Consider the following 22,034-nt stretch of genomic DNA (forward strand, 5'->3'; position numbering starts at 1 on the left):
CCATGCCATTGCAGCGCCCGTGCCAACTCACCAACTCATTGTTTTTGTTGGCTTTTTAAAGACCTGTTGAACACCGGGTGCTGGCCTGGCAGCAGTGTTGCAGCTGCCCTGCTGCTGCCAGAGCAACAATCGGCGCCCCGCTGCTGCCCCAGCAGCACCCCGCCGCCCTTACCTGGCCGCAGTCCTTGTGGCACAAGGCTTTGCGGCGTGTGGCACAGAACCTGCTCAAGGGCCTGAAACCTGTTCATTCAAGGAAGCCCCCGCATGAGTACCCCGCCCCGCCGCCTGGAAAGCGCCGCCCAGGCCATCGCCGCCGCCCATGAAATCGCCGGCCAGATCGCCGAGCTGGCCCGCGACCGGCACAACAACCGCCAGTTGCCGCGTCGCCAGGCCCAGCTGCTGTCCGACAGCGGCCTGACCGCCATCGGCGTGCCCGCGCAGTTCGGCGGGCTGGGCGCTTCGGTACAGACCATCGTCGAGACCGTGCGCATCGTGTCCGCCGCCGACGGCGGTGTCGGGCAACTGCTGCAGATTCACAACGTGATGCTGCGCGGTGTGCTCAGCGGCTACCCGGATGAAGTGCGCGAGCGCCTGATCGCCGACCTGCTGGCCGGCAAACGCCTGGGCAACGCCCTGGCCGAGGTCGGCGGCAAGAACAAGTTCGCCCTCAAAACCCGCATCGAGCGCCGCGATGACGGCAAGCTGGTGCTCAACGGCAGCAAGTTCTACTCCACCGGCTCGTACCTGGCCGAATGGATCTCGCTGACCGCCGCCAGCGACGACGGCGGCGCCGGGGTGCTGCTGCACCGCGACACGCCGGGCCTGACCCTGCTCGACGACTGGGACGCATTCGGCCAGAACAACTCGGTGAGCGGCACGGTGCAGTTCGACAACATCGAGCTGGACGAGCGCTATGTGCTGCGCCGCCAGGGCCCGATGAAGCGCACCGGGCTGACCTTCCCGCAGATACTGCACGCGGCCATCGACACCGGCATCGCCGCCGGCGCCCTGCAGGCCGGCATCGACTACCTCAACCAGCACGCGCGCCCGTGGGTGGAGAGCGAGGTGGAGCGCGCCAGCGAAGAGCCGCACATCATCCGCCAGATCGGTGAATACGCCGTGGCCCTGCGCGCCGCCGAATCGCTGCTGCGCGATGCCGCACGGACCTTCGACGCGCACGAGCTGGCCCCCGACGACAAGGCCCTGCAGGACGAGCTGATTCTCTCGGTAGCCACCGCGCGGGCGCACTCGGATGCCGCCTCGCTGAAGATCTCCAGCGATATCTTCTCGCTGCTGGGGGCCAGCGCCTCGCTGAGCAAATGGAACCTGGACCGCTTCTGGCGCAATGCGCGGGTGCACACCACCCACGACCCGATCCGCTGGCGCCTGCACCACGTGGGCAACTACTACCTCAACGGCATCGACCCGGGCGAATACACCGCCATTCTCGCCGCCAGGCAGAGCGCGGGCGCCAGCCGCTGAACACCGGGCGCGGGGCCTGCCCTGCGCCTGCTTTCCCCTTTGCCTCGAGTTTTCCATGAGCCCTCGACACCCGCTGCTGCGCAGCCTGGCGATCTACCGCGAAATGCCCTGGCGTTTCGCCCTGGTCGCCGGGCTGTTCGTTTTCATCAACCTGGGGCTGGTCTGGCAGCAATGGCTGATCGGCCATGCGCTGAACGACGTGAGTGCCGGCGCCGCCGTGGTGCGCCTGGCCGATGGCAGCCTGGATGCACGCCTGGCCTGGCACTGGTTCTGGCTGATAGGCGCGGTGGCGCTGGGCCGCGCGGTGTTGCAGTACGCCGCGGCCATCGGCTCGCTGGTGCTCGGCCAAGCGCTGCTCACGCGCCTGCGCGAGCGCCTGCTGGCCCAGGTGCAGGCCCTGCACCTGGGCTACCACTGGCAGCACGGCATGGGCGAGATGGTCACCCGCACCACCCGCGATGCGGACAAGGTGCGCGATGCGCTGATCAGCTTCTGGCGCCAACTGGTGGAAACCCCGTTGGTGGTGCTGGCCACCGTCGGCCTGCTGGCCTGGTACGACCCGTGGCTGGCCCTGGGGCCGCTGCTGCTGACCGTGCTCGGGCTGGGCATCTTCGTGCACCAGACCGAGCGCCTGGTGGCACTGGACCGTGCCGTGGGCGCCGCCTACGACCGGGTCAACCAGGACCTGGCCGAAGGCATCGGCGCGGTACGGGTGATCAAGTCGTTCGGCCTGCAGGCCCAGCGCATCCAGGGCTTTGCAGCGCAGGTGCAGGTGTTTGCCGGGCATGCACGCCAGGCGCTGGCCTACGCCAGCTCGCGCATACCGCTGCCGCAGGCGGTGGTGGCGCTGGGGCATGTGTGGATCCTGGTGGTCGGTGCGCAGCTGGTGGCCCAGGGGCGCATCGGCATCGGCGAGCTGGTGACCTCGCTGCTGATCGCCACCACCCTGGTGTTTCGCATCGAAGGCATCGGCCGGGTGATGCAGACCTTCGCCGACGCGCGCGCCTCGGCCGAGCGTATCTGGCAGTTGCTCGATGCGCCGGTACACATCGTCAGCGGTCAGCAGTCGCTGCCCCCGGGGCCGCTGGGCCTGAAGCTGGAGGCTGTCGGCGTGGCAGCGCCCGGCGGTGGGCAGGCGGTGCTCAGCCAGTGCTCGTTGCAGATAGAACCCGGCGAGGTGGTCGCGCTGGTGGGCGCCACGGGCACCGGCAAGAGCCTGCTGGCCAGCCTGCTGCCGCGCCTGACCGAGGCCGACCAGGGCCGCGTGCTGCTGGGCAGCGCTGCACGGGGCTGGCACGACGTGCGCACCCTGGCGCTGGATGAACTGCGCCGGCGCGTGCATGTGCTGCCCCAGGAGAGCTTTCTGTTCGCCGACAGCCTGGCTGCCAACCTGCGCCTGGGTGCGCCCACGGCCAGCGACGCGCAACTGCTCGATGCACTGCGCCAGGCCAGCGCCGAGGACGTGCTGGCGCGCCTGCCCCAGGGCCTGGACACGCCGCTGGGCGACCGTGGCGTGACCCTCTCGGGCGGCCAGCGCCAGCGCCTGTGCCTGGCCCGCGCCCTGCTGGCGGCCCCCGACATCCTGTGCCTGGACGACGCCACCAGCGCGCTGGACGCGATCAGCGAGCAGCGTGTGCTCGACACCCTGCGCCAGCGCCGCAGCGATGGGCATGCACCGACCCTGCTGCTGATCGCCAGCAAGCTGAGCACCGTGCAACTGGCCGACCGCGTGCTGCTGCTGAGCAGTACCGGCATTGCCGACAGCGGCAGCCATGCGCAGCTGCTGCACCGCAACCCGACCTACCGTGAACTGCTGGGGATCGAGCATGGCTAAGCCGCAAGCGGGCACTGCCCTGAGCGATATCGAGATAGAAGAATTGCTGGCAAGAAAGGCCCTGGACCGCAGCATGTTCCGGCGCCTGCTGCCGCTGCTGCGCCCGGTGCGCCGGCAGATCGGCTGGGTGATCGGCCTGGAGCTGGTGCTGGTGTTCACCGTGTTCCTGCGCCCGTGGTTCGTGCGCGAGCTGCTCGATCACGGGCTGATCCATGACGGCAACGCCTGGCTGCTGGACCCGCCGCTGGTGCTGTGGCTGGGCGCGGGCCTGGCGGCAAGCTGGCTGGGGCGCTTCGTGCTGGCGGGGCTGTCGCAGTACATCGCCGGCAGCGCCGCGATCAGCGTGCTCAACGACCTGCGCGTGCGGGTGTTTGCGCACGTGCAGGCGCTGAGCGTGGGCTACTTCGACCGCACCCGCGCCGGGCGCATCATTTCGCGGGCCGACCGCGACGTGGACGCGCTTGAGCCGCTGCTGATCCAGGGCCCGCCCGAGCTGCTCGGCGCCCTGCTGCGCTGCAGCCTGGCGGCGGTGATGCTGTGGCTGATCGAGCCGCTGTTCTTCTTCAGCCTGATCGGCAGCGTGCCGTTGCTGCTGCTCGCCACCTGGGGCTTCAAGCGTATCGCCCAGCGCAACTGGGCGAAGGTCGCGGAAAACCGCAGCCGCTTCACCGCCCACCTGGTGGAGAGCGTCAGCGGCGTGCGCCTGCTGCAGCAGACCGGCCGGCAGCAGACCAACCTGCAGCGTTACCAGGGCCTGCTGGACGACTTCAACCGCGCGCTGATTCTGGGCAGCCTGCGCTCGGGCTGGTTCGCGCCGTTCACCGCGCTGCTGGCCGCGATGGGCATGGCGGTGCTGGTGCTGGTGGGTGGCTACGGGCTGGCCGAGGGTTCGGTGACGGTAGGCCAGGTGGGTGAAAGCCTGTTCTACGTGATGCTGTTTCTGGGGCCGTTGCAGGAGCTGACCGACCTGTTCGAGCGCTATGCCACCGGTTCGGCTTCGGCGCAGCGGATCTTTCTGCTGCTGGACACCGCGCCGCAGATTCTCGACCCGCAGGTGCCCGTGGCGTTGCCCAGGGCGCGTGGCGAGGTGCGCTTCGAGCAGGTGCGCTTTGCCTATGAGCGTCAGGCGCCAACGCCGGTGATCGACGGGCTGGACCTGCACATACGGGCGGGCGAGGTGCTGGCATTGGTCGGGCCGTCGGGGCATGGCAAGAGCACGCTGGTGCAGTTGCTCACGCGCTTCTATGACGTGGACGGCGGCGCGGTGAAGCTCGATGGCATCGATGTTCGCCAGTTGAGCCAGCAGCAGTTGCGCCGGCACGTGGGTGTGGTGCTGCAGGACAACGTGCTGTTTGCCGGCAGCATCCTCGACAACCTGCGCCTGGCAGCACCGGGGGCGGACGATGCGACGCTGATCGCGGCGGCCCGCGAGCTGGGCGCCGATGAAGTGCTGGAGCGCCTGCCGCACCAGTACGCGACCCAGGTGGGGGCGCTGGGCGCGCACCTGAGCCATGGGCAGCGTCAGCTGGTGTGCCTGGTGCGGGCGTACCTGGCAGACCCCGCGGTGCTGGTGCTGGACGAAGCCACCTCGGCGGTGGACGTGCATACCGAGCGGCGTATCCAGCGGGCGTTGCGTCGGCTGTGCGAGGGGCGCACGGCGATCATCATCGCGCATCGGCTGGCGACCATTCGCGAGGCGGACCGCATCGTGGTGATCGGCCAGGGCCGCCTGGTGGAGCAAGGGCCGCATGCGCAGTTGCTGGCCAGGGGTGGGGCGTATGCGGCGCTGCATCGCAGCTATGCGCGGGCCGGTTAGGGCCAATCGCGGGTCAAGCCCGCTCCCACAGGGGGGCATTGCTCTGGTGCTGCAACCGCCGCACCCACTGCTGCTGCACTGCTGCCCTGGCAGCAGTGCAGTCGCCCACCCCCCGCAAAATCGGGCCCGCACCGCGTGGCATGACGGTTGCACCACCTCTGGCACATTCACCGAGGAACAGCCATGAGCACCGAATTCTTCTGGCGCCTACCCCTGGGCACCGACGGGCCGCAATTGAGCACCGACCGGCACAATCGTGGCAGCTTCAGCCACCAGCACGGCCATATCGCACCCGGCCGGCTGGCAGACGGCCGCCCCGACGGCTTCACCTATATCGACTACATCGCCCAGGTGGCCAAGGCCGCCGAACTGGCCGGCTTCGAAGGCGCCCTGCTGCCCACCGGCCCCGAACCCTGGATCGTGGCCGCCGCACTGGCCCGCGAAACCCGCCGCCTGCGCTTTCTGATCGCCTTCCAGGCCGCCTGGACCCTGCCCGCCTATGCCGCACAGCAGGCCGCCATCCTGCAGCACCTGAGCCACGACCGCCTGGACTGGAACATCATCACCGGCGGCAACCCCGCCAGCCAGCGCGCCCAGGGCGACTTTCTCGACCACGACCAGCGCTACCGGCGCACCGGCGAATTTCTCGACATCATCGACGGCCTGTGGCGCAACGAGCACTTCAGCTATCAGGGCGAGGTCTATCAACTGGACAACGGCGCCCTGCCCGAGCACCTGGCCCATGTGCGCAAGCCGGGGGTGTACTTCTCCGGTTTCTCCGACCCGGCCCTGGACGTGGCTGCACGCCACGCCGACGTGTACCTGAACTGGGCCGAGCCGATCGAGCAGCTCAGGCCGCACATCGAGCGCGTGCGCGAGCTGGCCGACAGGCAGGGCCGCACGGTGCGCTTCGGCCTGCGCGTGGACCTGTTCGCCCGCGAAACCGAAGAGGCCGCCTGGCGCGACCTGCGCCGCCAGTTCGACAAGCTCGACGGCAGGCCCAGCGCCCTCTCCAGCACCTTCAGCACTGCCAGCGACTCGGTCGGCGGCGCCCGCCAGAGCGCCTATCACCAGAACATCCAGCGCTTCGACGACCTGATTCTTGGGCCAAACCTGTGGGCCGGTTTCGCCAAGGCCAAGCCCGGCCCCACCGTGGGCCTGGTGGGCAGCCACCAGAACATCGCCGAACGCCTGGCCGAGTACCGCGACGCCGGCTTCTCGACCTTCATCCTGGCCGGCAACCCGCACCTGGAAGAAGCCCTGCGCATCGGCCAGGAAGTGCTGCCGCTGGTGCAACAACAACCCATCAAGGACCCGATGCCCCTATGACCACCCCTCTCGATACCCTCTGGTACACCCACAGCCCGGTGCCGACCGGCCTTGGCATCGCCGTGCAGACCGGGCGCCTGGCCGAGGCGTTCCAGCCGCTGGGCACCTCGATCCAGTCGCTGCGCGAGTCCAGCGAGCGCGAAGTGCGCGAAGCCCACTACGACCATCACCTGCCCAACTCGGTGCGCCACGGCGGCAACATTCCGGCGATCTGGGCCTACGCCAGCGGCGTGCAGACCCGCGTGCTGGGGCTGAGCTGGGCCGATGAGGTGCAGTTGATCCTGACCACCGAGGACAGCGGCGTGAAAAGCGTGCGCGACCTCAAGAACCGCCGCTTCGGCCTGCCCAAGTGGGCCAACGTGCAGATCGACTTCACCCGCGCCCAGGCCCTGCGCGGGCTGGAAAACGCGCTCAGGCTCGAAGGCCTGGACGTGGCCGATGTTGAGCTGGTGGACTACCCCTACGGCGGCACCCACAGCGACGAGCAGGTCACCCATGTGCATGGCGCCACGGTGACCCTGGGCATGAACCGGGTGAGCCGGCGCAACAACGAACTGATCGGGTTGCTGCGCGGCGACATCGACGCGATCTTCCTCAAGGGGGCCTCGGCCTTGCAACTGGCCCACGAGTTCGGCCTGCGGGTGGTGATCGACACCGGCTCGCACCCCGACCCGCTGATCCGTTCCAACAACGGCACGCCGCGCACCCTGACTGTTGACCTGAACCTGCTGCAACAGCATTTCGGCGCGTGCACGCGCATCGTCGACGTGGTGCTGCGTACCGAGCAGTGGGCCTGGGCCAACCCCGATGAAACCCGACGCTACCTGGCGCGCGAGCTCAACACCAGCGAGTACTGGGTGGCGGCGGCGTATGGCGAGGACGCGCACCGACGCCTGCGCACCACGCTGGACAGTCGCTCGATCGAGGCGCTGCAGGATTTCACCGATTTTCTGCATCGGTGGCATTTCATTGCGCGGCGCTTCGATGTGCGCGACTGGATCGATTTCAGTGTGCTGGAGGCGGTGATCGGGTCGACGTCGCGGGTGGCCACCTGATTGCTGCTGCAGCAGCAGGCATTCCACAGCCCCCTGCTGCACCGCTAGCAACCCACCCAGAAACACCCGATAAAACCCATGTAAATCAACAGCTTGCAAACATGGCACAAACCCTGCTCTAGCCCCGTATCAGCCACACTCGGGGAGCCACACCATGCATCAGCTTCATCCACTGGCCAGGGGCATCGGCCTGGGCCTGCTGCTCGCAGGCACCAGCACCGCCCACGCCGACGACAGCACCACGCCGGCACTCAAGACCGTCACCGTCACCGCACAACACCGCGAAGAAACCCTGCAGGAAGTGCCGGTGGCGGTCAGCGCGGTCCAGGGCACCAGTATCACCGCCGACGGCGTGCGCACCATGGGCGACATCACCACCTTCATCCCCAACGCCTCGGCCAAGAACCCCGATGGCGATGGCCGCCCGCGCTGGTACATCCGCGGCCTGGGCACCGGCGACACCGGCGCCGCCACGGTCTACCCGGTGGGCATCTATGCCGACGACGTCTACCTCAACGCCCCCGTCGCCGGCGGCGGCCCGCTGTTCGACCTGGAGCGCATCGAGGTGCTGCGCGGCCCTCAGGGCACCCTGTACGGCAAGAACACCACGGCGGGGGCAGTCAACGTGATCTCGAAAAAGCCCACCTTCGACACCGACGGCTTCGGCACCATCGGCTTTGGCAGCAAGAACGAACGCATCCTCAACGGCGCCCTGGGCGGCACCCTGGTGGACGAACGCCTGGCCGGCCGGGTGTCGCTGTATTCCGAGGAGCGCGACGGCTTCACCCACAACCTGACCAACGACCAGACCTATGGTGACGTCAACAAGAAGGCCGTGCGCGTGCAGTTCCTGGCCAGGCTCAACCCGGACCTGGAGGCGCTGTGGAAGCTCCACGGGCGCCAGTTCAAGGGCGATGGCAGCAGCGGTTCGCTGCCGCTGGGCACCTATTACAACGTCGGCTACCAGCGCCCCCAGGGGCGGCGCATCGAGCTGAACGTGGACGAGCACTCCAAACTCGACCACGACGGCACCTCGCTGACCCTGAACTGGGACATCGGCGACTACCGGCTGACCTCCATCACCGCCTACGACTCTATCCGCCAGCAGTCGCTGACCGACGCCGACTACACCCCCTACGAGGTCAACGGCGCGAGCGACACCGACAACCGCTACGACCAGTACTCGCAGGAATTTCGCCTGGCCTCCCCGCAGCAGGAAACCCTGCGCTGGATGCTCGGCACCCATTACTTTCACGAAACCCTCGACAGCACCGACCGGCGTTTCGTGACCCCGGGCCCGACGCCCAACGGCACCGGCTCCAACCAGATCGGCGGGGTCGACCTGAGCAGCCTCGACTACACCCACAAGACCGACAGCTACGCGCTGTTCGGCAACCTGGCCTATGACCTGAGCGACAACTTCACCGTGACCGGCGGGCTGCGCTGGACCACCGAGAAAAAGAGCATCGACCTGGACCTGGCCCAGCTCACCCGCACCAGCGCCAACGGCCCGCTGGTGCCGCTGGGCGCTGCGGGTGCCAACGGCAACCGCGACGAGAGCAAGCGCTGGGACGCCTGGACCTACGATGTGACGCCCGAGTACCGCATCAACGACAACCTGCGGGTGTTCTTTCGCTATGCCCACGGCTTTCGCTCCGGCGGCTTCAACACCGGCCTGTCGAGCAACCTGGCGCAGCTGACCACGGTCGACCCGGAACAGCTCGATGCCTACGAGCTGGGCCTGAAATCGGAGTGGTTCGACCACCGCCTGACGGTCAACGCCAACCTGTTCTACTACGACTACCAGGACATCCAGGTCAACCTGCTGACGGTCAACAGCGGCGTGCTCACCACCGCGCTCACCAACGGTGCCAAGGGCAAGGTCAAGGGCGCGGAGCTGGAGATCGAGGGCCAGCCCACCGACTACCTGCACCTGCGCGCGGCGGTGTCGTTCCTGGACACCGAGTACACCGACTTCAAGAACGTCAACCCCACCACCGGCGAGGTGACCGCCGACTACAGCGGCAACAGCTTCGTGCGCTCGCCGCGCAACGTGGTGTCGCTGGGCGCCGACTACACCATCCCGCTGGCGATCGGCGGCAAGCTGGTGGCCGGCGCCGACGTGAGTTTTCGCGACAAGGAGTACTTTCTGGCCAACCGCCAGAGCAGCGCCGAGCCGACCCTCAGCCAGCCCCACTACACCCTGGCCAACAGCCGCCTGACCTGGTTCAGCGCGGATGAAAAGCTCAGCGTGACCGGCTTCGTCAACAACCTCACCGACCGCCGCTACCAGGTGCACGGCCGGCCCAACGGCCCCCAGGGCCAGTACGTGCTGACCTACGGCGACCCGCGCACGGTCGGCCTAAGCGTCACCAGCCGATTCTGATCGACCGCGCTGGCGGCAGGCTGCCGGCGCACTTCAACTGCCTTGCAAGGAGTACACCCCATGTTGCGTCCCACCCCCTTGGCCGGCGCCATCGCGCTGGTCATCGGCAGCGTTGCCGTGCCCGAATGCTCTGCCCAGGCCGCACCCGGCGCGGATGACAAGCTCGATACCGTGGTCGTGGTCGGCACCCGCCGCAGCGACGTCACCGCGCTGCAAAGCGCAGCCCCGGTGGATGTGCTGAGCGCCGAGAAACTGCAGGACACCGGCGCCAGCGACCTGTCCGGTGCGCTGACCGCCCTGTCGCCCTCGTTCAGCTTCCCGCAGTCGCCCCAGGGCGCGTTCGCCGGCTCCATCGCCCAGGGCGCCTCGCTGCGCGGCCTGGCGTCGGACCAGGTGCTGGTGCTGGTCAACGGCAAGCGCCGCCATACCAGCGCCAACGTGACCCGCCAGGGCCTGGCCAACGGGCGTGGCGCAGCGGCCGTGGACCTGAGCCTGATCCCGCTCAGCGCGGTGTCGCGGGTGGAGATCCTGCGCGACGGCGCCGCCGCCCAGTACGGCTCGGACGCCATCGCCGGGGTGATCAACATCGTGCTCAAGGAGAACGACGACGGCGGCAACGTGGGCTATCGCTTCGGCGGCTACGACAAGGGCGACGGCCTGCAGCGCAAGCTCAGCGGCTGGAAGGGCCTGGCCCTGCCCAACGATGGCTTCCTGACCCTGAGCTTCGATGCCGGCAGCCAGGACCCGGCCAGCGACACCAACCCCGACAACCGGATCTTCTACCCCGGCAGCACCAGCACCGATACCCCGCGCGAGCAGAACAACCGCTACCGCACCTGGCGCTGGGGCTCGGGCAATGTCTCGGACCAGTACAACCTGGTGGCCAACAGCGAAATCGGCCTGGGCGAAGGGCTGACCGCCTATGGCTTTGCCACCTATGCGCACAAGAACACCGACGCCGACGGCTTCTTCGACCCGCCCACTACCCTGGCCCGCAACTACGGCAGCGATGCGCTGCGCCGCTACCCGGACGGGCGCCTGCCGGTCACCCGCTACAACCTGCAAGACTATGCCGTGACCGGCGGCCTGCGCTGGGAGGACGAAACCCTGGGCACGTTCGACCTGGCTGCCAACTACGGCAACGACACGTTGAAGTCCACCGACCGCAACGCCATCAACCCCAGCTGGGGCACCGCCAGCCCGTCGAGCATCTACACCGGCGAGCGCGAGAACCAACAGACCAACCTGACCCTGGACTGGGTGCGCGACTTCCCCACCGACCTGCTGGCCAGGCCGCTGACCCTGTCGGCGGGCCTGGCCTGGCGCAAGGAGAACTACCACCTGGGCGCCGGCGAGGCGGCCGGCTGGCAGAACGGGCCGCTGTTCGGCAGCCTGGACCCGGTCAGCGGGCGGCCGATCCCCGGTTACTACTCGGGCATCACCAACGTCGATGCCGCGTCGCTGGAGCGCAAGGTGTTCGGCGCCTATGTCGACCTCGAAGGGCAGCTCACCGACAAGTTCCAGGCCGGCGTGGCGCTGCGCTCGGAGCATTACTCGGACTTTGGCGACACCACCAACGGCAAGCTGTCGCTGCGCTACGACTTCACCCCGCAGATCGCCGCACGCGGCAGCCTCAGCACCGGCTACCGCGCCCCCTCGCTGGTGCAGAGCGGGCTGTCCTCGTTCAGCGTGCAGGTGGTGGAGCAGCCACCTGGCAGCGGCAACTGGGTCGAGGTGCAGCAGCGCACCCTGCGTGCCGACAGCCCCGAGGCCGCGCTGCTGGGCGGGCGCGCGCTCAAGCCCGAAGAGTCGACCAACTACTCCCTGGGCCTGGTGTGGCGCCCGCTGGCCAACGCCTCGGTGACTGTGGACGCCTACCGCATCGACATCGACAACCGCATCACCCTGTCCGACCAGTTGCCGGCCAGCGTGGTGGGGCCGATCTTCGCCGGTACGCCGTATGCCAACATCCAGAGTGCGGCGTTCTATACCAACATTGCCGACACCCGCACCGACGGCATCGAGCTGGCCGGCCAGTACCAGTGGGACCTGGCGCAGTACGGCCGGCTGGACCTGAACGCCGGCTTCGCCAAGACCCGCACGCGCATCACCGAACTGCGCGATGCCGGCGGCATTGCCGGCAACCAGATCGTCGGGCGCGCCACCCAGGGCCTGATCGAGCACGGCACCCCCGACACCAAGCTGACCCTCAGCGCCAATTGGCTGTACCAGAACTGGGGCGTGACCCTGACCCAGCGCCGCTACGGTGAATGGCAGAGCCTCAATGCCAGCAACCCCGACCTGGACCAGACCTTCAGCGCGCAGTGGATCACCGACCTGGACCTGAGCTACCGCTTCGACCAGGGGCTGAAGGTCTCGGTGGGTGCGGTCAACCTGTTCGACAGCCACCCCGACAAACTCGAAGGCCAGACCCTGTACGGGGTGCAGAAGTACTCGATCACCTCGCCCGAGGGCGCCCAGGGCGCGTTCTACTACACCAGCCTGAGTTACGACTTCTGAGTTTTGTCCGACAATAAAATTGAGCTGGATCAACGTTTGGCGTGATGTATGGCACTTAGCCTTCATCCACTGCGACAGCGCTTCTATAGTGTGGCGGGAACCACGTTCCCCCCACTCTAAGGAGCGTTCATGCTGCGCGTACTTTCACTGGAAAACCTCACCGTCACCCGCAAACTGGCACTGGGCTTCGGGCTGATGCTGGCCCTGGCGGTGTGGTTGGCCGCCACCGGCCTCAAGGGGTTGCACAACGACAAGACCTCGTTCGAGCGGATCAACCGACTGAGCACCCTGTTCGACGAAACGGTGTTTGCCCGCGAGGCCAACTACCAGTACGCGCTGGCGCCCCAGGCCGCCCACCTGGACACCCACCAGACCCACCAGCAGGCCTTGCACAGCGCACTGAACGCGGTGCTCGAGGACGTGCAGCGCGGCGCCTGGCCCGCCGAAGACCTGCAGACCGTGCAGCAACTGGCCGACGGCCTGCAGGGCTACATCACCACCCACCAGGCCGCCCTGGCCCTGGACCCGCCCGACAGCGCCCGGGTGGTGCAGGCCAATGCCCTGCTGGCCGACCTGCAGGGCAGCATCAACGTGCTGTACAAGAAGGAAGAGGAGCGCGCTGCCGCCAGCGTGGCCACGGTGGTCTCGATTCTGCTGGGCGTGACCGTCGCGACCCTGGTGCTGGGCACCCTGATCGCCTGGCTGATCGGCCGGCAGATCGTGCGCCCGCTACGCCAGAGCCTGGAGGCGGCCGAGCGCATCGCCCACGGCGACCTCACCGTGCAGCTGGACAGCCATCGGCGTGACGAACTGGGCCAGCTGCTGCGCGCCATCGGCGACATGAGCCAGCGTCTGCGCGAGGTGATCACGCGCATTGGTCACGGCTCCTCGCAACTGGCGGTATCGGCCAGCCAGCTGGCCACCATCACCACCCAGACCCAGGCCGGCACCGACAGCCAGCGCAGCGACACCGACCGGGTCGCCACCGCCATGAACCAGATGACCTCGATGGTGCAGGCCGTGGCGCGCAACTCCGAAGACGCGGCCCAGGCGGCCCGCCAGGCCGACGAGGAAGCCAGCGGCGCCTCGGGCATCTCGCGCAATGCCATCGTGCAGATCGAGGCGCTGGCCGGCGAGGTCGGGGTGTCGGCCGAGTCGATGAGCCGCCTGCACCAGGAAATCGACCGTATCGCCAGCGTGCTCGGGGTGATCAAGGCCGTGGCCGGGCAGACCAACCTGCTGGCGCTCAATGCCGCCATCGAGGCGGCACGTGCCGGCGAGGCCGGGCGCGGCTTCGCAGTGGTGGCCGACGAGGTGCGCAGCCTGGCCCAGCGTACCCAGCAGTCTTCCGAGGAGATCGAGCACCTGATCGGCGAGTTGCAGCGCATTGCCAACGAGAGTACGCAGATCATGCAGTCCAGCGTGGAGCAGACCCAGTCGACCGTGACCGGGGTGCGCAACACCGGCGATGCGCTGGCGGCGATCACCCGGCAGGTCTCGGACATCCAGCAGATGAGCCTGCGCATCGCCAGCGCCGCCGAAGAACAGACCACGGTGGTCGAGGAAATCACCCGCAACGTGCTGCATGTGCGCGAAACCGCCGACCAGTCGGCACTGGCCAGCAGCGAGATCGCCAGCTCCAGCGTCGAACTGGCGCGCCTGGGCAGCGACCTGCAGAGCCTGGTGGTGCATTTTCGCACCTGACGGCTCGCGGCACGGGCTGCGGCGCAGGGCGCGGGCAGGTGAAGGGGGAAAACGGATTGACTCCGTTTCCTGGCTGACCCAAGCTTGCCCCACCCCGCCTGCCCGGATGCCGCATGTCAAAACCGCGCCTCTATACCCTGCTCAGCCTGCTCGTGCTGCTCGTCATCGGGCTGGGCTACGGCTGGCTGGGTGACGCCCCGGCCCCCGCGCCGGCCCCCAGCCATGGCTACACCAAGGCGCTGACCATGGCCCATGAAGGGCAGCCGGGGGCGGCGCGGGTGCTGTACCAGCAACTGGCGCGCGCCGACCTGTCGGGCATTCGCCGCGCCAGCCTGCATGCCGAGCTGCCCAACTACCCTTCGCCGCTGGCGCTGAAGCTGGCCGACCAGGACCTGAGCCACGACGACCCGCTGGTGCGCCGCGCGGCGATCGCCAGCATCAGTGCGCTGGTGCCGGCGCCGCAGCGCAGCGTGCTGCTGGGGCCGATGCTCGAAGACCCCGAGCAGAGCGTGCGCTTTGCCGCGGTCGATGCGCTGCTGGGGCTGGGCCCGGACGATGTCGGCCTGTACTACGGCCCGCTGCAGCAGGCACTGGAGCAGTACCAGCAGGCCTTGCTCAAGCAGCTCGACGATGCCGCCGCCCAGGTGCACCTGGCCCGGCTGTACGTGCACGAGGGCCATGACGACGAGGCGGCACAGGCACTGGAGCGAGCGCTGGCGCTGGCCCCCGACGACCTCGAGGCACTGGCGGCCAAGGTGCGCCTGCTCGACAGCCAGGGCCACGCCGATGCCTCCCGCGAGCTGCTGGCCCAGGCGCTCAAGCGCCACCCCGACTCGGCCTTTCTGCAACACGAGCTGGGCCTGTGGCTGATGCGCCACGACCAGCACGAATACGCGCTGCTGGCGTTCGACCGGGCCCTGGCGCTGGACCCGGACAACGCCGAGTATCGCTATACCCTGGCGTTGACCCTGCACAGCCTGGAACAGGTCGAGGTGGCGCAGAAGCAGCTCGAAACCCTGCTCGCCCGCCAGCCGGCCAACCGCAAGGCGCGGGTGCTGCTGATCGGCTACTGGAAAGAGACCGGCCAGCTGCAGAACGTGCAGGTGCTGCTGGCCCAGCTGGAGCAGCAGAACCCGGACGATCCGCTGGTGCAGCAAGGCCTCTGAGGCCCCTCGTCCGGGCTCCCGCAAGCGTTTTGAACCCCGCCGAAAGTGGCGTGTCCAGTGATAGTGCATGGATAAAAAGGCAATCGCCTGGCTGTGCGTTATCAAAGGAGATCGCCCGTGAACAATTCGGTGCCAAACGGCGAACGCGCACTGATACTTGCCCCGCCCACCCTCAGCCGCCTGGCGCTGAACCTGTTCGACGAAGCCGGCATACACGCGCTGGCCACCCGCGACCTGGACGAGATGGCCGATGCCCTGGGCCAGGGCGCGGGGCTGGCCATCATCGCCGACGAGTCCCTGGGCGGCTTCGTGCAGTCGCCCGTGCACAACTACCTGCGTACCCAGCCCGCCTGGTCGGACCTGCCGGTGGTGCTGCTGACCAGCCCGGCCCGGGCGCCGGACGCCGAACTGCACACGGCGCTGGGCAACCTGTTCCTGCTGGCATGCCCGTTCCAGCCCAGCGGCCTGCTGGCCCTGACCCACGCTTCGCTGCGCGCCCGCCGTCGCCAGTACCAGGCCCAGTACAGCGCGGCCCGCCTGCAGGACCTGGAGCAGCGGGTGGAAGAGCAACTGCGCCACCTGCGCGAAGACGAACAACAGCTGCGCCACACGCAGAAGATGGAAGCCATCGGCCAGTTGGCCGGCGGTGTGGCCCACGACTTCAACAACCTGCTTACCGGCATCGGCGGCAGCGTGGAGCTGATCCGCCGGCGCCTTGCCCAGGGCCGCCAGGAAGACCTGCCCAAGCTTATCGACATGAGCCTGGGGGCGGTGCAGCGCGCCGCCAGCATGACCCATCGGCTGCTGGCATTCTCCAGCCGTCAGCCGCTGGATGCGGGCCCGGTCAGCCTGGCAAGCCTGCTGGACGGCGACCAGCTGCGCGCCCTGCTGACCCCGCAGATCGACCTGCAGGTCAGCCTCGACGCCGACCTGTGGCACATCGAGGTGGACGCGCAGCAGTTGCGCGAAGCCATCGACAACCTGCTGAGCAACGCCCGTGATGCCATGCCCAACGGCGGTGAGCTGCGCATCCACGCCGGCAACCGTCGCCAGGGCAAGCCGTTGCCTGGCGGGCATCCGCTGGCCAGCGGCGACTATGTACTGCTGAGCGTGCACGACAACGGCTGCGGCATGCCGCAAAGCAGCGTGGACCGCGCCTTCGACCCCTTCTTCACCACCAAGCCCATCGGCCAGGGCACCGGGCTGGGCCTGTCGATGGTGTATGGCTTCAGTCGCCAGTCCCAGGGGCACGTGGCGCTGTACAGCAGCATCGGCCATGGCACCCAGGTCGAGCTCTACCTGCCGCGGCATGTGGGGGATGTACAGGGCGCGCCAGCGCACGCCCCCGGCCCGCCGCCGGAGGCCAATGGCAGCAACCGCGTGCTGATCGTGGAGGACGACCACACGGTGCGCCAGCTGGTCCACGAGACCCTCGCCGAGCAGGGCTACCAGTGCTGCGAGGTGGCCGACGCCAGCCTGGCACTGTCGGTTCTGCGCTCCGACCGGCCGATCGACCTGCTGATCAGCGATGTGGGGCTGCCGGGGATGAACGGGCGCCAGCTGGCGGAGATCGCGCGCAAGCTGCGCCCAGGGCTGAAGGTGCTGTTCATCACCGGCTACGCCGAAAACGCCACCTCGTGCCGGGGCTTTCTCGACCCGGGCATGCAGATGATCAACAAGCCATTCAAGTTCACCCAGCTGACGCGCAAGGTGGCGCAGATGCTCGGCCCGGGCAACGCCCCATGAGCCTGCCCCAGCCCCCGCCGGTGGCCGGCCGGCAGGTCACCGAGCACGCCGTGCGGGTGCTTACGGTGAATGTGCACAAGGGCTTCAGCGCGTTCAACCGGCGTTATGTGCTGCCAGAGCTGCGCGAGGCCGTACGCAGCCAGGACGCCGACCTGGTGTTTCTGCAGGAGGTGCTGGGCAGCCACCGTGGCCATGCCAGCCGCCACCCGGACTGGTCCCACGTGCCGCAGTACGAGTTCCTGGCCGACAGCCTGTGGCCGCAGTACGCCTACGGGCGCAACGCGGTGTACCCGGACGGCGAGCACGGCAATGCGCTGCTGTCCAAGTTCGCCATCCGGCATTACGAAAACCTCGATGTGAGCGTGACCGGCAGCGAGCGCCGCGGCCTGCTCCACGCCGTGCTCGATGTACCCGGCCAGCGCCCGCTGCATACCGTGTGTGCGCACCTGGGGCTGGACGAGCGCCAGCGCGTCAAGCAGTTGCGCCTGCTGTGCCGGCTGCTGGACAGCCTGCCCGCCGAGGCGCCAGTGATCGTGGCGGGCGACTTCAATGACTGGCGCCAGCGCGCCGACCAGCACCTGGCCGGCTGCGGCCTGGTGGAGGTGTTCACCCAGGCCCACGGGCGCCCCGCACGCAGCTTTCCGGCGCGCTGGCCGCTGCTGTGCCTGGACCGTATCTATGTGCGCAACGCCCAGGCCCGGCAACCCCGGGTGATGGGGCGCAAACCCTGGTCGCACCTGTCAGACCACTTGCCGCTGTTCGTGGAGGTACTGCTATGAAGGCCGACTGGCGCGAGGATAACGAGGTGCAATTGCTGATCAATGGCGAGGCGTACTTCCCGGCCGCCTTCGAGGCGATTGCCAATGCCAGGGAGCAGGTGCTGCTGGAGACCTTCATCATTTTCGAAGACAAGGTCGGCAAGCAGCTGCAACAGGTATTGATCGAGGCAGCGCAACGCGGCGTGCAGGTGGAGGTGCTGGTGGACGGTTATGGCACCGCCGACCTGAGCAACGCCTTTCTGCTGGCGCTGAGCCAGGCCGGTGTGCACCTGCAGGCGTTCGACCCGAGCCCGCGGCGGCTGGGGCTGCGCACCAACCTGTTCCGCCGCCTGCACCGCAAGATCCTGGTGATCGACGGGCACACTGCCTTTGTCGGCGGAATCAACTACAGCGCCGACCACCTGGCCGACTTCGGGCCGATGGCCAAGCAGGACTACGCCGTGCGGGTACGGGGGCCGATCGTGGCCGACCTGCAGCAGGCCACCCTGACCCTGCTCGACGCCCAGCGCGCCCGCCCTGTGCGGCCCCGGGGCTGGTGGCGCCGGGCACCGCCGATCAGTGCCGACAGCGTGCAGGCGCGCATGTGCCTGTGCATCCGCGACAACGCCGAGCACCCCACCGACATCGAGCAGCACTACATGCGCGCCATCGTCACCGCGCGCGAACGGATCATCATCGCCAACGCCTATTTCTTCCCCGGCTACCGGATGCTGCGGGCCCTGCGCAATGCGGCCCGGCGTGGCGTGGACGTCACCCTGATCCTGCAGGGCATGCCCGACATGCCGCTGGTGCGGCTGTGCTCGCGCATGCTCTACAACTACCTGCTGCGCGACGGCGTGCGCATTCACGAGTACTGCGAGCGCCCGCTGCACGGCAAGGTCGCGGTGGTGGACCGCGAGTGGTCCACGGTGGGGTCGAGCAACCTCGACCCGCTGAGCCTGTCGCTGAACCTCGAGGCCAACCTGGTGATCCGCGACCAGGCCTTCAACCAGCTGCTGGGCGAGCACCTGCAGGCGCTGGCCCACAGCCAATGCAAGCCGGTGACCCTGCAACGGGTGCTGCGCGGTTACTGGTGGCGCGCGCCGCTGATCTTCATGGCGTTCCACTTCACCCGGCTGTTCCCGGCCATCGTCGGCTGGCTGCCTGCGCACCAGCCCCGGCTCAAGCCGCTGCAGCCGCCAGCGGCGCTCCAGGAGCCGCTGTCATGAAGCGTTCCGGCACACACTGGCAATGGGCGCGCCGGGCCCTGACCCTGGCGTTCTTCATCCTGATACCGACATTGCTGTTCATGTTGCTGCGCAACCAGGACTGGGGCGAGGTGCGTCACGCCCTGGTGTCCTACCCGCCCGGGGTGTTGCTGCTGGGCGGGGCGATTGCGGCGTGCAGCTTCGTGCTGTTCAGCTGCTATGACCTGCTGGGGCGGCGCTACACCGGCCACCAGCTGCCGGCGCGCCAGGTCGTGCCGCTGGCCTTCGTGTGCTACGCGTTCAACCTGAACCTGAGTGCCTGGGTGGGCGGGGTTGCCCTGCGCTATCGCCTGTATTCGCGCCTGGGGCTGGATGTACCGACCATCAGCCGCCTGCTCGGGCTGGGCCTGGTGACCAACTGGCTGGGCTACCTGCTGGTGGCCGGCAGCCTGTTCGCCTGTGGCCTGCCGCGCCTGCCGGCGGGGATGGAGATCGGCACCGGCGGGCTGCGCGTGATCGGTGTGCTGATGCTGCTGGCCGCTGCGGCCTACCTGGGCGCCTGCGCGTTCGCCAGGCGCCGCAGCTGGCAGGTGCGCGGGCAGGTGCTCACGCTGCCGGGCATCCGCCTGGCACTGCTGCAGGCCGTCATGGGGGCATGCAACTGGCTGCTGATGGGGCTGGTGATCTACACCCTGCTGCCGGACAAGGTGGGCTACCCGAGCATCGTCGGGGTGCTGATGATCAGCAGCATTGCCGGGGTGATCACGCATATTCCGGCAGGCCTGGGGGTGCTGGAGACGGTGTTCATCACCCTGCTGCAGGGCCAGTACGCCAAGGGCACCCTGCTGGCGGCGCTGATTGCCTACCGCGTACTGTACTTTCTGCTGCCGCTGCTGGTGGCCTGCGTCGTCTACCTGCTGCTGGAGCGCGTGGCCAGTCAGGGCGCCGGCGTGCCGGCCCCCGGCCCGCGCGACTCGGCGCGCTGAAGCATGGCCTTGACCTTGCGCTGCAGGCGGTCCAGCGGGAAGGGCTTGGTCAGCAGTTCCACCCCCGCCTCGAGGGTGTCGCGCTGGGCGATGGCTTCGTCGGTGTAGCCGGTGATGAACAGTATGTTCTGCTGCGGGTTGTGCCGGCGCACCTCGCTGGCCACCTGGCGCCCACTGAAACCGCCGGGCAGGCCGATGTCGGTGATCAGCAGGTCGACCGGCGGGCCGGCCAGGCACGCCGCCAGGCCTGAACGGCCATCCACGGCCTCGATCACGTCGTAGCCTTCCTGTTGCAGCACCTCCTTGATCAGCATGCGCAGGGTCGGTTCGTCATCGATCAGCAGGATCCGCCCCTTGCCCGGCACGCTGGCCTTGGCCGGCACCGGTACGCTGGCCGCAGACTGGCTGTCGGCGCCACAGTAGCGTGGCAGCACCAGCCTGATGCGGGTGCCGCCGGTATCGGACGCCTCGATCCACACCCGCCCGCCCGACTGACGCACGAAACCGTACACCATCGACAGGCCCAGGCCGGTGCCCTGGCCCACGGGCTTGGTGGTGAAGAAGGGTTCGAAGGCGCGCTCCATCACCTGGGGGCTCATGCCCTGGCCGTCGTCCTCGACCGTCAGCGAGCAGTAGTCGCCAGGGGGCAGGCCGTCCCTGCCTGCGACCCGGGCATCGTAGCGTTCATTGCCGGTACTGATGGTCAGGCGCCCGCCGGCGCGCATCGCATCGCGTGCGTTGATGCACAGGTTGAGCAAGGCGTTTTCCAGCTGGTTGGCGTCCACCAGGGTGCGCCACAGCTGCGGCTCGACCTTCAGCTGCAGGGCGATGTCCGGGCCCAGGGTCTGGCGGATCAGGGCGTCCATGCCGTGCACCAGGGCATTGAGGTCTGCCGGGCGCGGGTCGAGGGGCTGGCGCCGGGCGAATGCCAGCAGGCGGTGGGTGAGCACCGCCGCGCGCTGGGACGCCTCCTTGGCGGCGGCGATGTAGCGATCCAGGCCGTCCAGCTGGCCACTGCCGATACGCCGCTCGATCATTTCCAGGCTGCCGCTGATGCCGGTCAGCAGGTTGTTGAAGTCGTGCGCCATGCCGGCGGTCAACTGGCCCACGGCATCCATCTTCTGGCTCTGGCGCAGCAGTTCCTCGGCTTGCACCAGGGCCGCGGCGCGCTCCTGGTCCAGGGTGATGTCGTGGCCGATGGCGGTATAGATGCCGGTGCTGGGCACGATCGACCAGTTGAACCAGCGGTAATGGCCGTCACGGTGACGGTAGCGGCACTTGAAGCCCTGCACGGTCTGCCCGGCCCGCAGTTGCTGGTGCACCGCTTCGATGCCCGGCCGGTCGTCGACATGGCACAGCTCCAGCACCGGCCTGCCGATGAACGAATCGTCCCAGCCCAGCAGCTCGCGACCGCAGGCATTGATGGCGTAGATCTGCAGGTCTTCGCGCACCAGCATCATGATGTCGCTGGACAGCTCCCAGATGCGCTCGTGGTCTGCGGTCTGCTCCATGATCTTCTGTTCGAAGGCATCGGCGCGTTCGCGCCACACCTGCTCGTTTCTGACCGTCTCGGTGGTTTCGAACACGGTGTTCAGAAAGCCCGCCACCTGGCCGGACTCGTCGCGCACCGGGCTGTAGCAGAAGGTGAAGTACGCCCGCTCCACATCCCCGTTGCGGTCGGTATCGAGCGCGAAGTTTTCCATGAACACCGCTTCGCCGGCGTAGGCCCGCTGCGCCAGGGCGCTGATATCGTCCCACACGTCGCTCCAGATCACGCTCAGCGGCTTGCCCAGCGGCGCCGGCTTGGCGCCGAGCAAGGGCACGAACGCGTCGTTGTGGATGCTGATCAGCTCGGGGCCCCACACCAGGCAACCCGGAAACTTGGAAGCCAGCAGCATGTCCACGGCGATGCGCAGCGAAGCCTGCCATTGCGGCGCCGGCCCCAGGGCGGTGCGACTCCAGTCAAACTGGCGTACCGCATCGCTCATGCCGCCCGACAGGTTCGGGGCCGCTTCAGAGTGGGGGGTGTGCATGATCGGGTGCG

General features: G+C 68.3%; 14 protein-coding genes. 13 read left to right on the top strand and 1 reads right to left on the bottom strand.

Going from position 1 to position 22,034, the window contains the following annotated elements; translation table 11 throughout:
- Positions 1-264: 264 nt before the first annotated feature.
- The 13 genes from LOY33_RS14375 (at position 265) to LOY33_RS14435 (ending at position 19,990) form a co-directional block, all read left to right on the top strand.
- Positions 265-1,482 carry an acyl-CoA dehydrogenase family protein gene (locus LOY33_RS14375; RefSeq protein ID WP_258659090.1) on the top strand — a complete coding sequence of 406 codons (1,218 nt, stop codon included), beginning with the start codon at positions 265-267 and terminating at the stop codon, positions 1,480-1,482.
- A gap of 55 nt (positions 1,483-1,537) precedes the next feature.
- Positions 1,538-3,316, top strand: coding sequence for an ABC transporter ATP-binding protein (locus LOY33_RS14380; protein WP_229589247.1), 1,779 nt, complete (start codon positions 1,538-1,540; stop codon positions 3,314-3,316).
- Entirely contained in the window at positions 3,309-5,132 is a 1,824-nt protein-coding gene (locus LOY33_RS14385) for an ABC transporter ATP-binding protein (RefSeq protein ID WP_054915370.1), read from the top strand. The genes LOY33_RS14380 and LOY33_RS14385 overlap by 8 nt, the downstream gene beginning before the upstream one ends.
- 183 nt (positions 5,133-5,315) lie before the next feature.
- Complete coding sequence (locus LOY33_RS14390) at positions 5,316-6,461, top strand: LLM class flavin-dependent oxidoreductase (protein ID WP_258659094.1); 1,146 nt, start codon at positions 5,316-5,318, stop codon at positions 6,459-6,461.
- A complete protein-coding gene (locus LOY33_RS14395; protein WP_043862916.1) occupies positions 6,458-7,516 on the top strand; it encodes an ABC transporter substrate-binding protein in 1,059 nt (352 codons plus the stop codon). The genes LOY33_RS14390 and LOY33_RS14395 overlap by 4 nt, the downstream gene beginning before the upstream one ends.
- Before the next feature lie 154 nt (positions 7,517-7,670).
- Complete coding sequence (locus LOY33_RS14400; RefSeq protein ID WP_258659098.1) at positions 7,671-9,902, top strand: TonB-dependent receptor; 2,232 nt, start codon at positions 7,671-7,673, stop codon at positions 9,900-9,902.
- A 60-nt stretch (positions 9,903-9,962) separates the two neighbouring features.
- Entirely contained in the window at positions 9,963-12,422 is a 2,460-nt protein-coding gene (locus LOY33_RS14405) for a TonB-dependent siderophore receptor (RefSeq protein ID WP_258659100.1), read from the top strand.
- 129 nt (positions 12,423-12,551) lie between these two features.
- Entirely contained in the window at positions 12,552-14,126 is a 1,575-nt protein-coding gene (locus tag LOY33_RS14410; RefSeq protein WP_043862919.1) for a methyl-accepting chemotaxis protein, read from the top strand.
- A gap of 113 nt (positions 14,127-14,239) precedes the next feature.
- Positions 14,240-15,292, top strand: a complete 1,053-nt coding sequence (locus LOY33_RS14415; RefSeq protein ID WP_054915374.1) for a lipopolysaccharide assembly protein LapB — start codon at positions 14,240-14,242, stop codon at positions 15,290-15,292.
- Positions 15,293-15,409: 117 nt separating this feature from the next.
- Complete coding sequence (locus LOY33_RS14420; RefSeq protein WP_258659101.1) at positions 15,410-17,038, top strand: response regulator; 1,629 nt, start codon at positions 15,410-15,412, stop codon at positions 17,036-17,038.
- Complete coding sequence (locus LOY33_RS14425) at positions 17,035-17,817, top strand: endonuclease/exonuclease/phosphatase family protein (protein WP_043862922.1); 783 nt, start codon at positions 17,035-17,037, stop codon at positions 17,815-17,817. The genes LOY33_RS14420 and LOY33_RS14425 overlap by 4 nt, the downstream gene beginning before the upstream one ends.
- On the top strand, positions 17,814-19,025 hold the full coding sequence (gene clsB / locus LOY33_RS14430) for a cardiolipin synthase ClsB (protein ID WP_054915377.1): 1,212 nt from the start codon (positions 17,814-17,816) through the stop codon (positions 19,023-19,025). The genes LOY33_RS14425 and clsB overlap by 4 nt, the downstream gene beginning before the upstream one ends.
- Positions 19,022-19,990, top strand: a complete 969-nt coding sequence (locus LOY33_RS14435) for a lysylphosphatidylglycerol synthase domain-containing protein (RefSeq protein WP_258659116.1) — start codon at positions 19,022-19,024, stop codon at positions 19,988-19,990. Before clsB ends, LOY33_RS14435 begins: the two co-directional genes overlap by 4 nt.
- Here LOY33_RS14435 and LOY33_RS14440 read toward each other — a convergent pair.
- Complete coding sequence (locus LOY33_RS14440; protein ID WP_058540719.1) at positions 19,942-22,023, bottom strand: ATP-binding protein; 2,082 nt, start codon at positions 22,021-22,023, stop codon at positions 19,942-19,944. The two genes, LOY33_RS14435 and LOY33_RS14440, sit on opposite strands and share 49 nt — an antisense overlap.
- Positions 22,024-22,034 lie beyond the last annotated feature (11 nt).

Origin of the sequence: Pseudomonas sp. B21-036 (assembly GCF_024748925.1) — a bacterium.
Taxonomy (GTDB): domain Bacteria; phylum Pseudomonadota; class Gammaproteobacteria; order Pseudomonadales; family Pseudomonadaceae; genus Aquipseudomonas; species Aquipseudomonas palmensis.

Bases quoted from the DNA above. Each gene is read 5' to 3' on its own strand.
- LOY33_RS14375 (WP_258659090.1), top strand. From the start codon at position 265: ATGAGTACCCCGCCCCGCCGCCTGGAAAGCGCCGCCCAGGCCATCGCC.
- LOY33_RS14380 (WP_229589247.1), top strand. From the start codon at position 1,538: ATGAGCCCTCGACACCCGCTGCTGCGCAGCCTGGCGATCTACCGCGAA.
- LOY33_RS14385 (WP_054915370.1), top strand. From the start codon at position 3,309: ATGGCTAAGCCGCAAGCGGGCACTGCCCTGAGCGATATCGAGATAGAA.
- LOY33_RS14390 (WP_258659094.1), top strand. From the start codon at position 5,316: ATGAGCACCGAATTCTTCTGGCGCCTACCCCTGGGCACCGACGGGCCG.
- LOY33_RS14395 (WP_043862916.1), top strand. From the start codon at position 6,458: ATGACCACCCCTCTCGATACCCTCTGGTACACCCACAGCCCGGTGCCG.
- LOY33_RS14400 (WP_258659098.1), top strand. From the start codon at position 7,671: ATGCATCAGCTTCATCCACTGGCCAGGGGCATCGGCCTGGGCCTGCTG.
- LOY33_RS14405 (WP_258659100.1), top strand. From the start codon at position 9,963: ATGTTGCGTCCCACCCCCTTGGCCGGCGCCATCGCGCTGGTCATCGGC.
- LOY33_RS14410 (WP_043862919.1), top strand. From the start codon at position 12,552: ATGCTGCGCGTACTTTCACTGGAAAACCTCACCGTCACCCGCAAACTG.
- LOY33_RS14415 (WP_054915374.1), top strand. From the start codon at position 14,240: ATGTCAAAACCGCGCCTCTATACCCTGCTCAGCCTGCTCGTGCTGCTC.
- LOY33_RS14425 (WP_043862922.1), top strand. From the start codon at position 17,035: ATGAGCCTGCCCCAGCCCCCGCCGGTGGCCGGCCGGCAGGTCACCGAG.
- clsB (WP_054915377.1), top strand. From the start codon at position 17,814: ATGAAGGCCGACTGGCGCGAGGATAACGAGGTGCAATTGCTGATCAAT.
- LOY33_RS14435 (WP_258659116.1), top strand. From the start codon at position 19,022: ATGAAGCGTTCCGGCACACACTGGCAATGGGCGCGCCGGGCCCTGACC.
- LOY33_RS14440 (WP_058540719.1), bottom strand. From the start codon at position 22,023: ATGCACACCCCCCACTCTGAAGCGGCCCCGAACCTGTCGGGCGGCATG.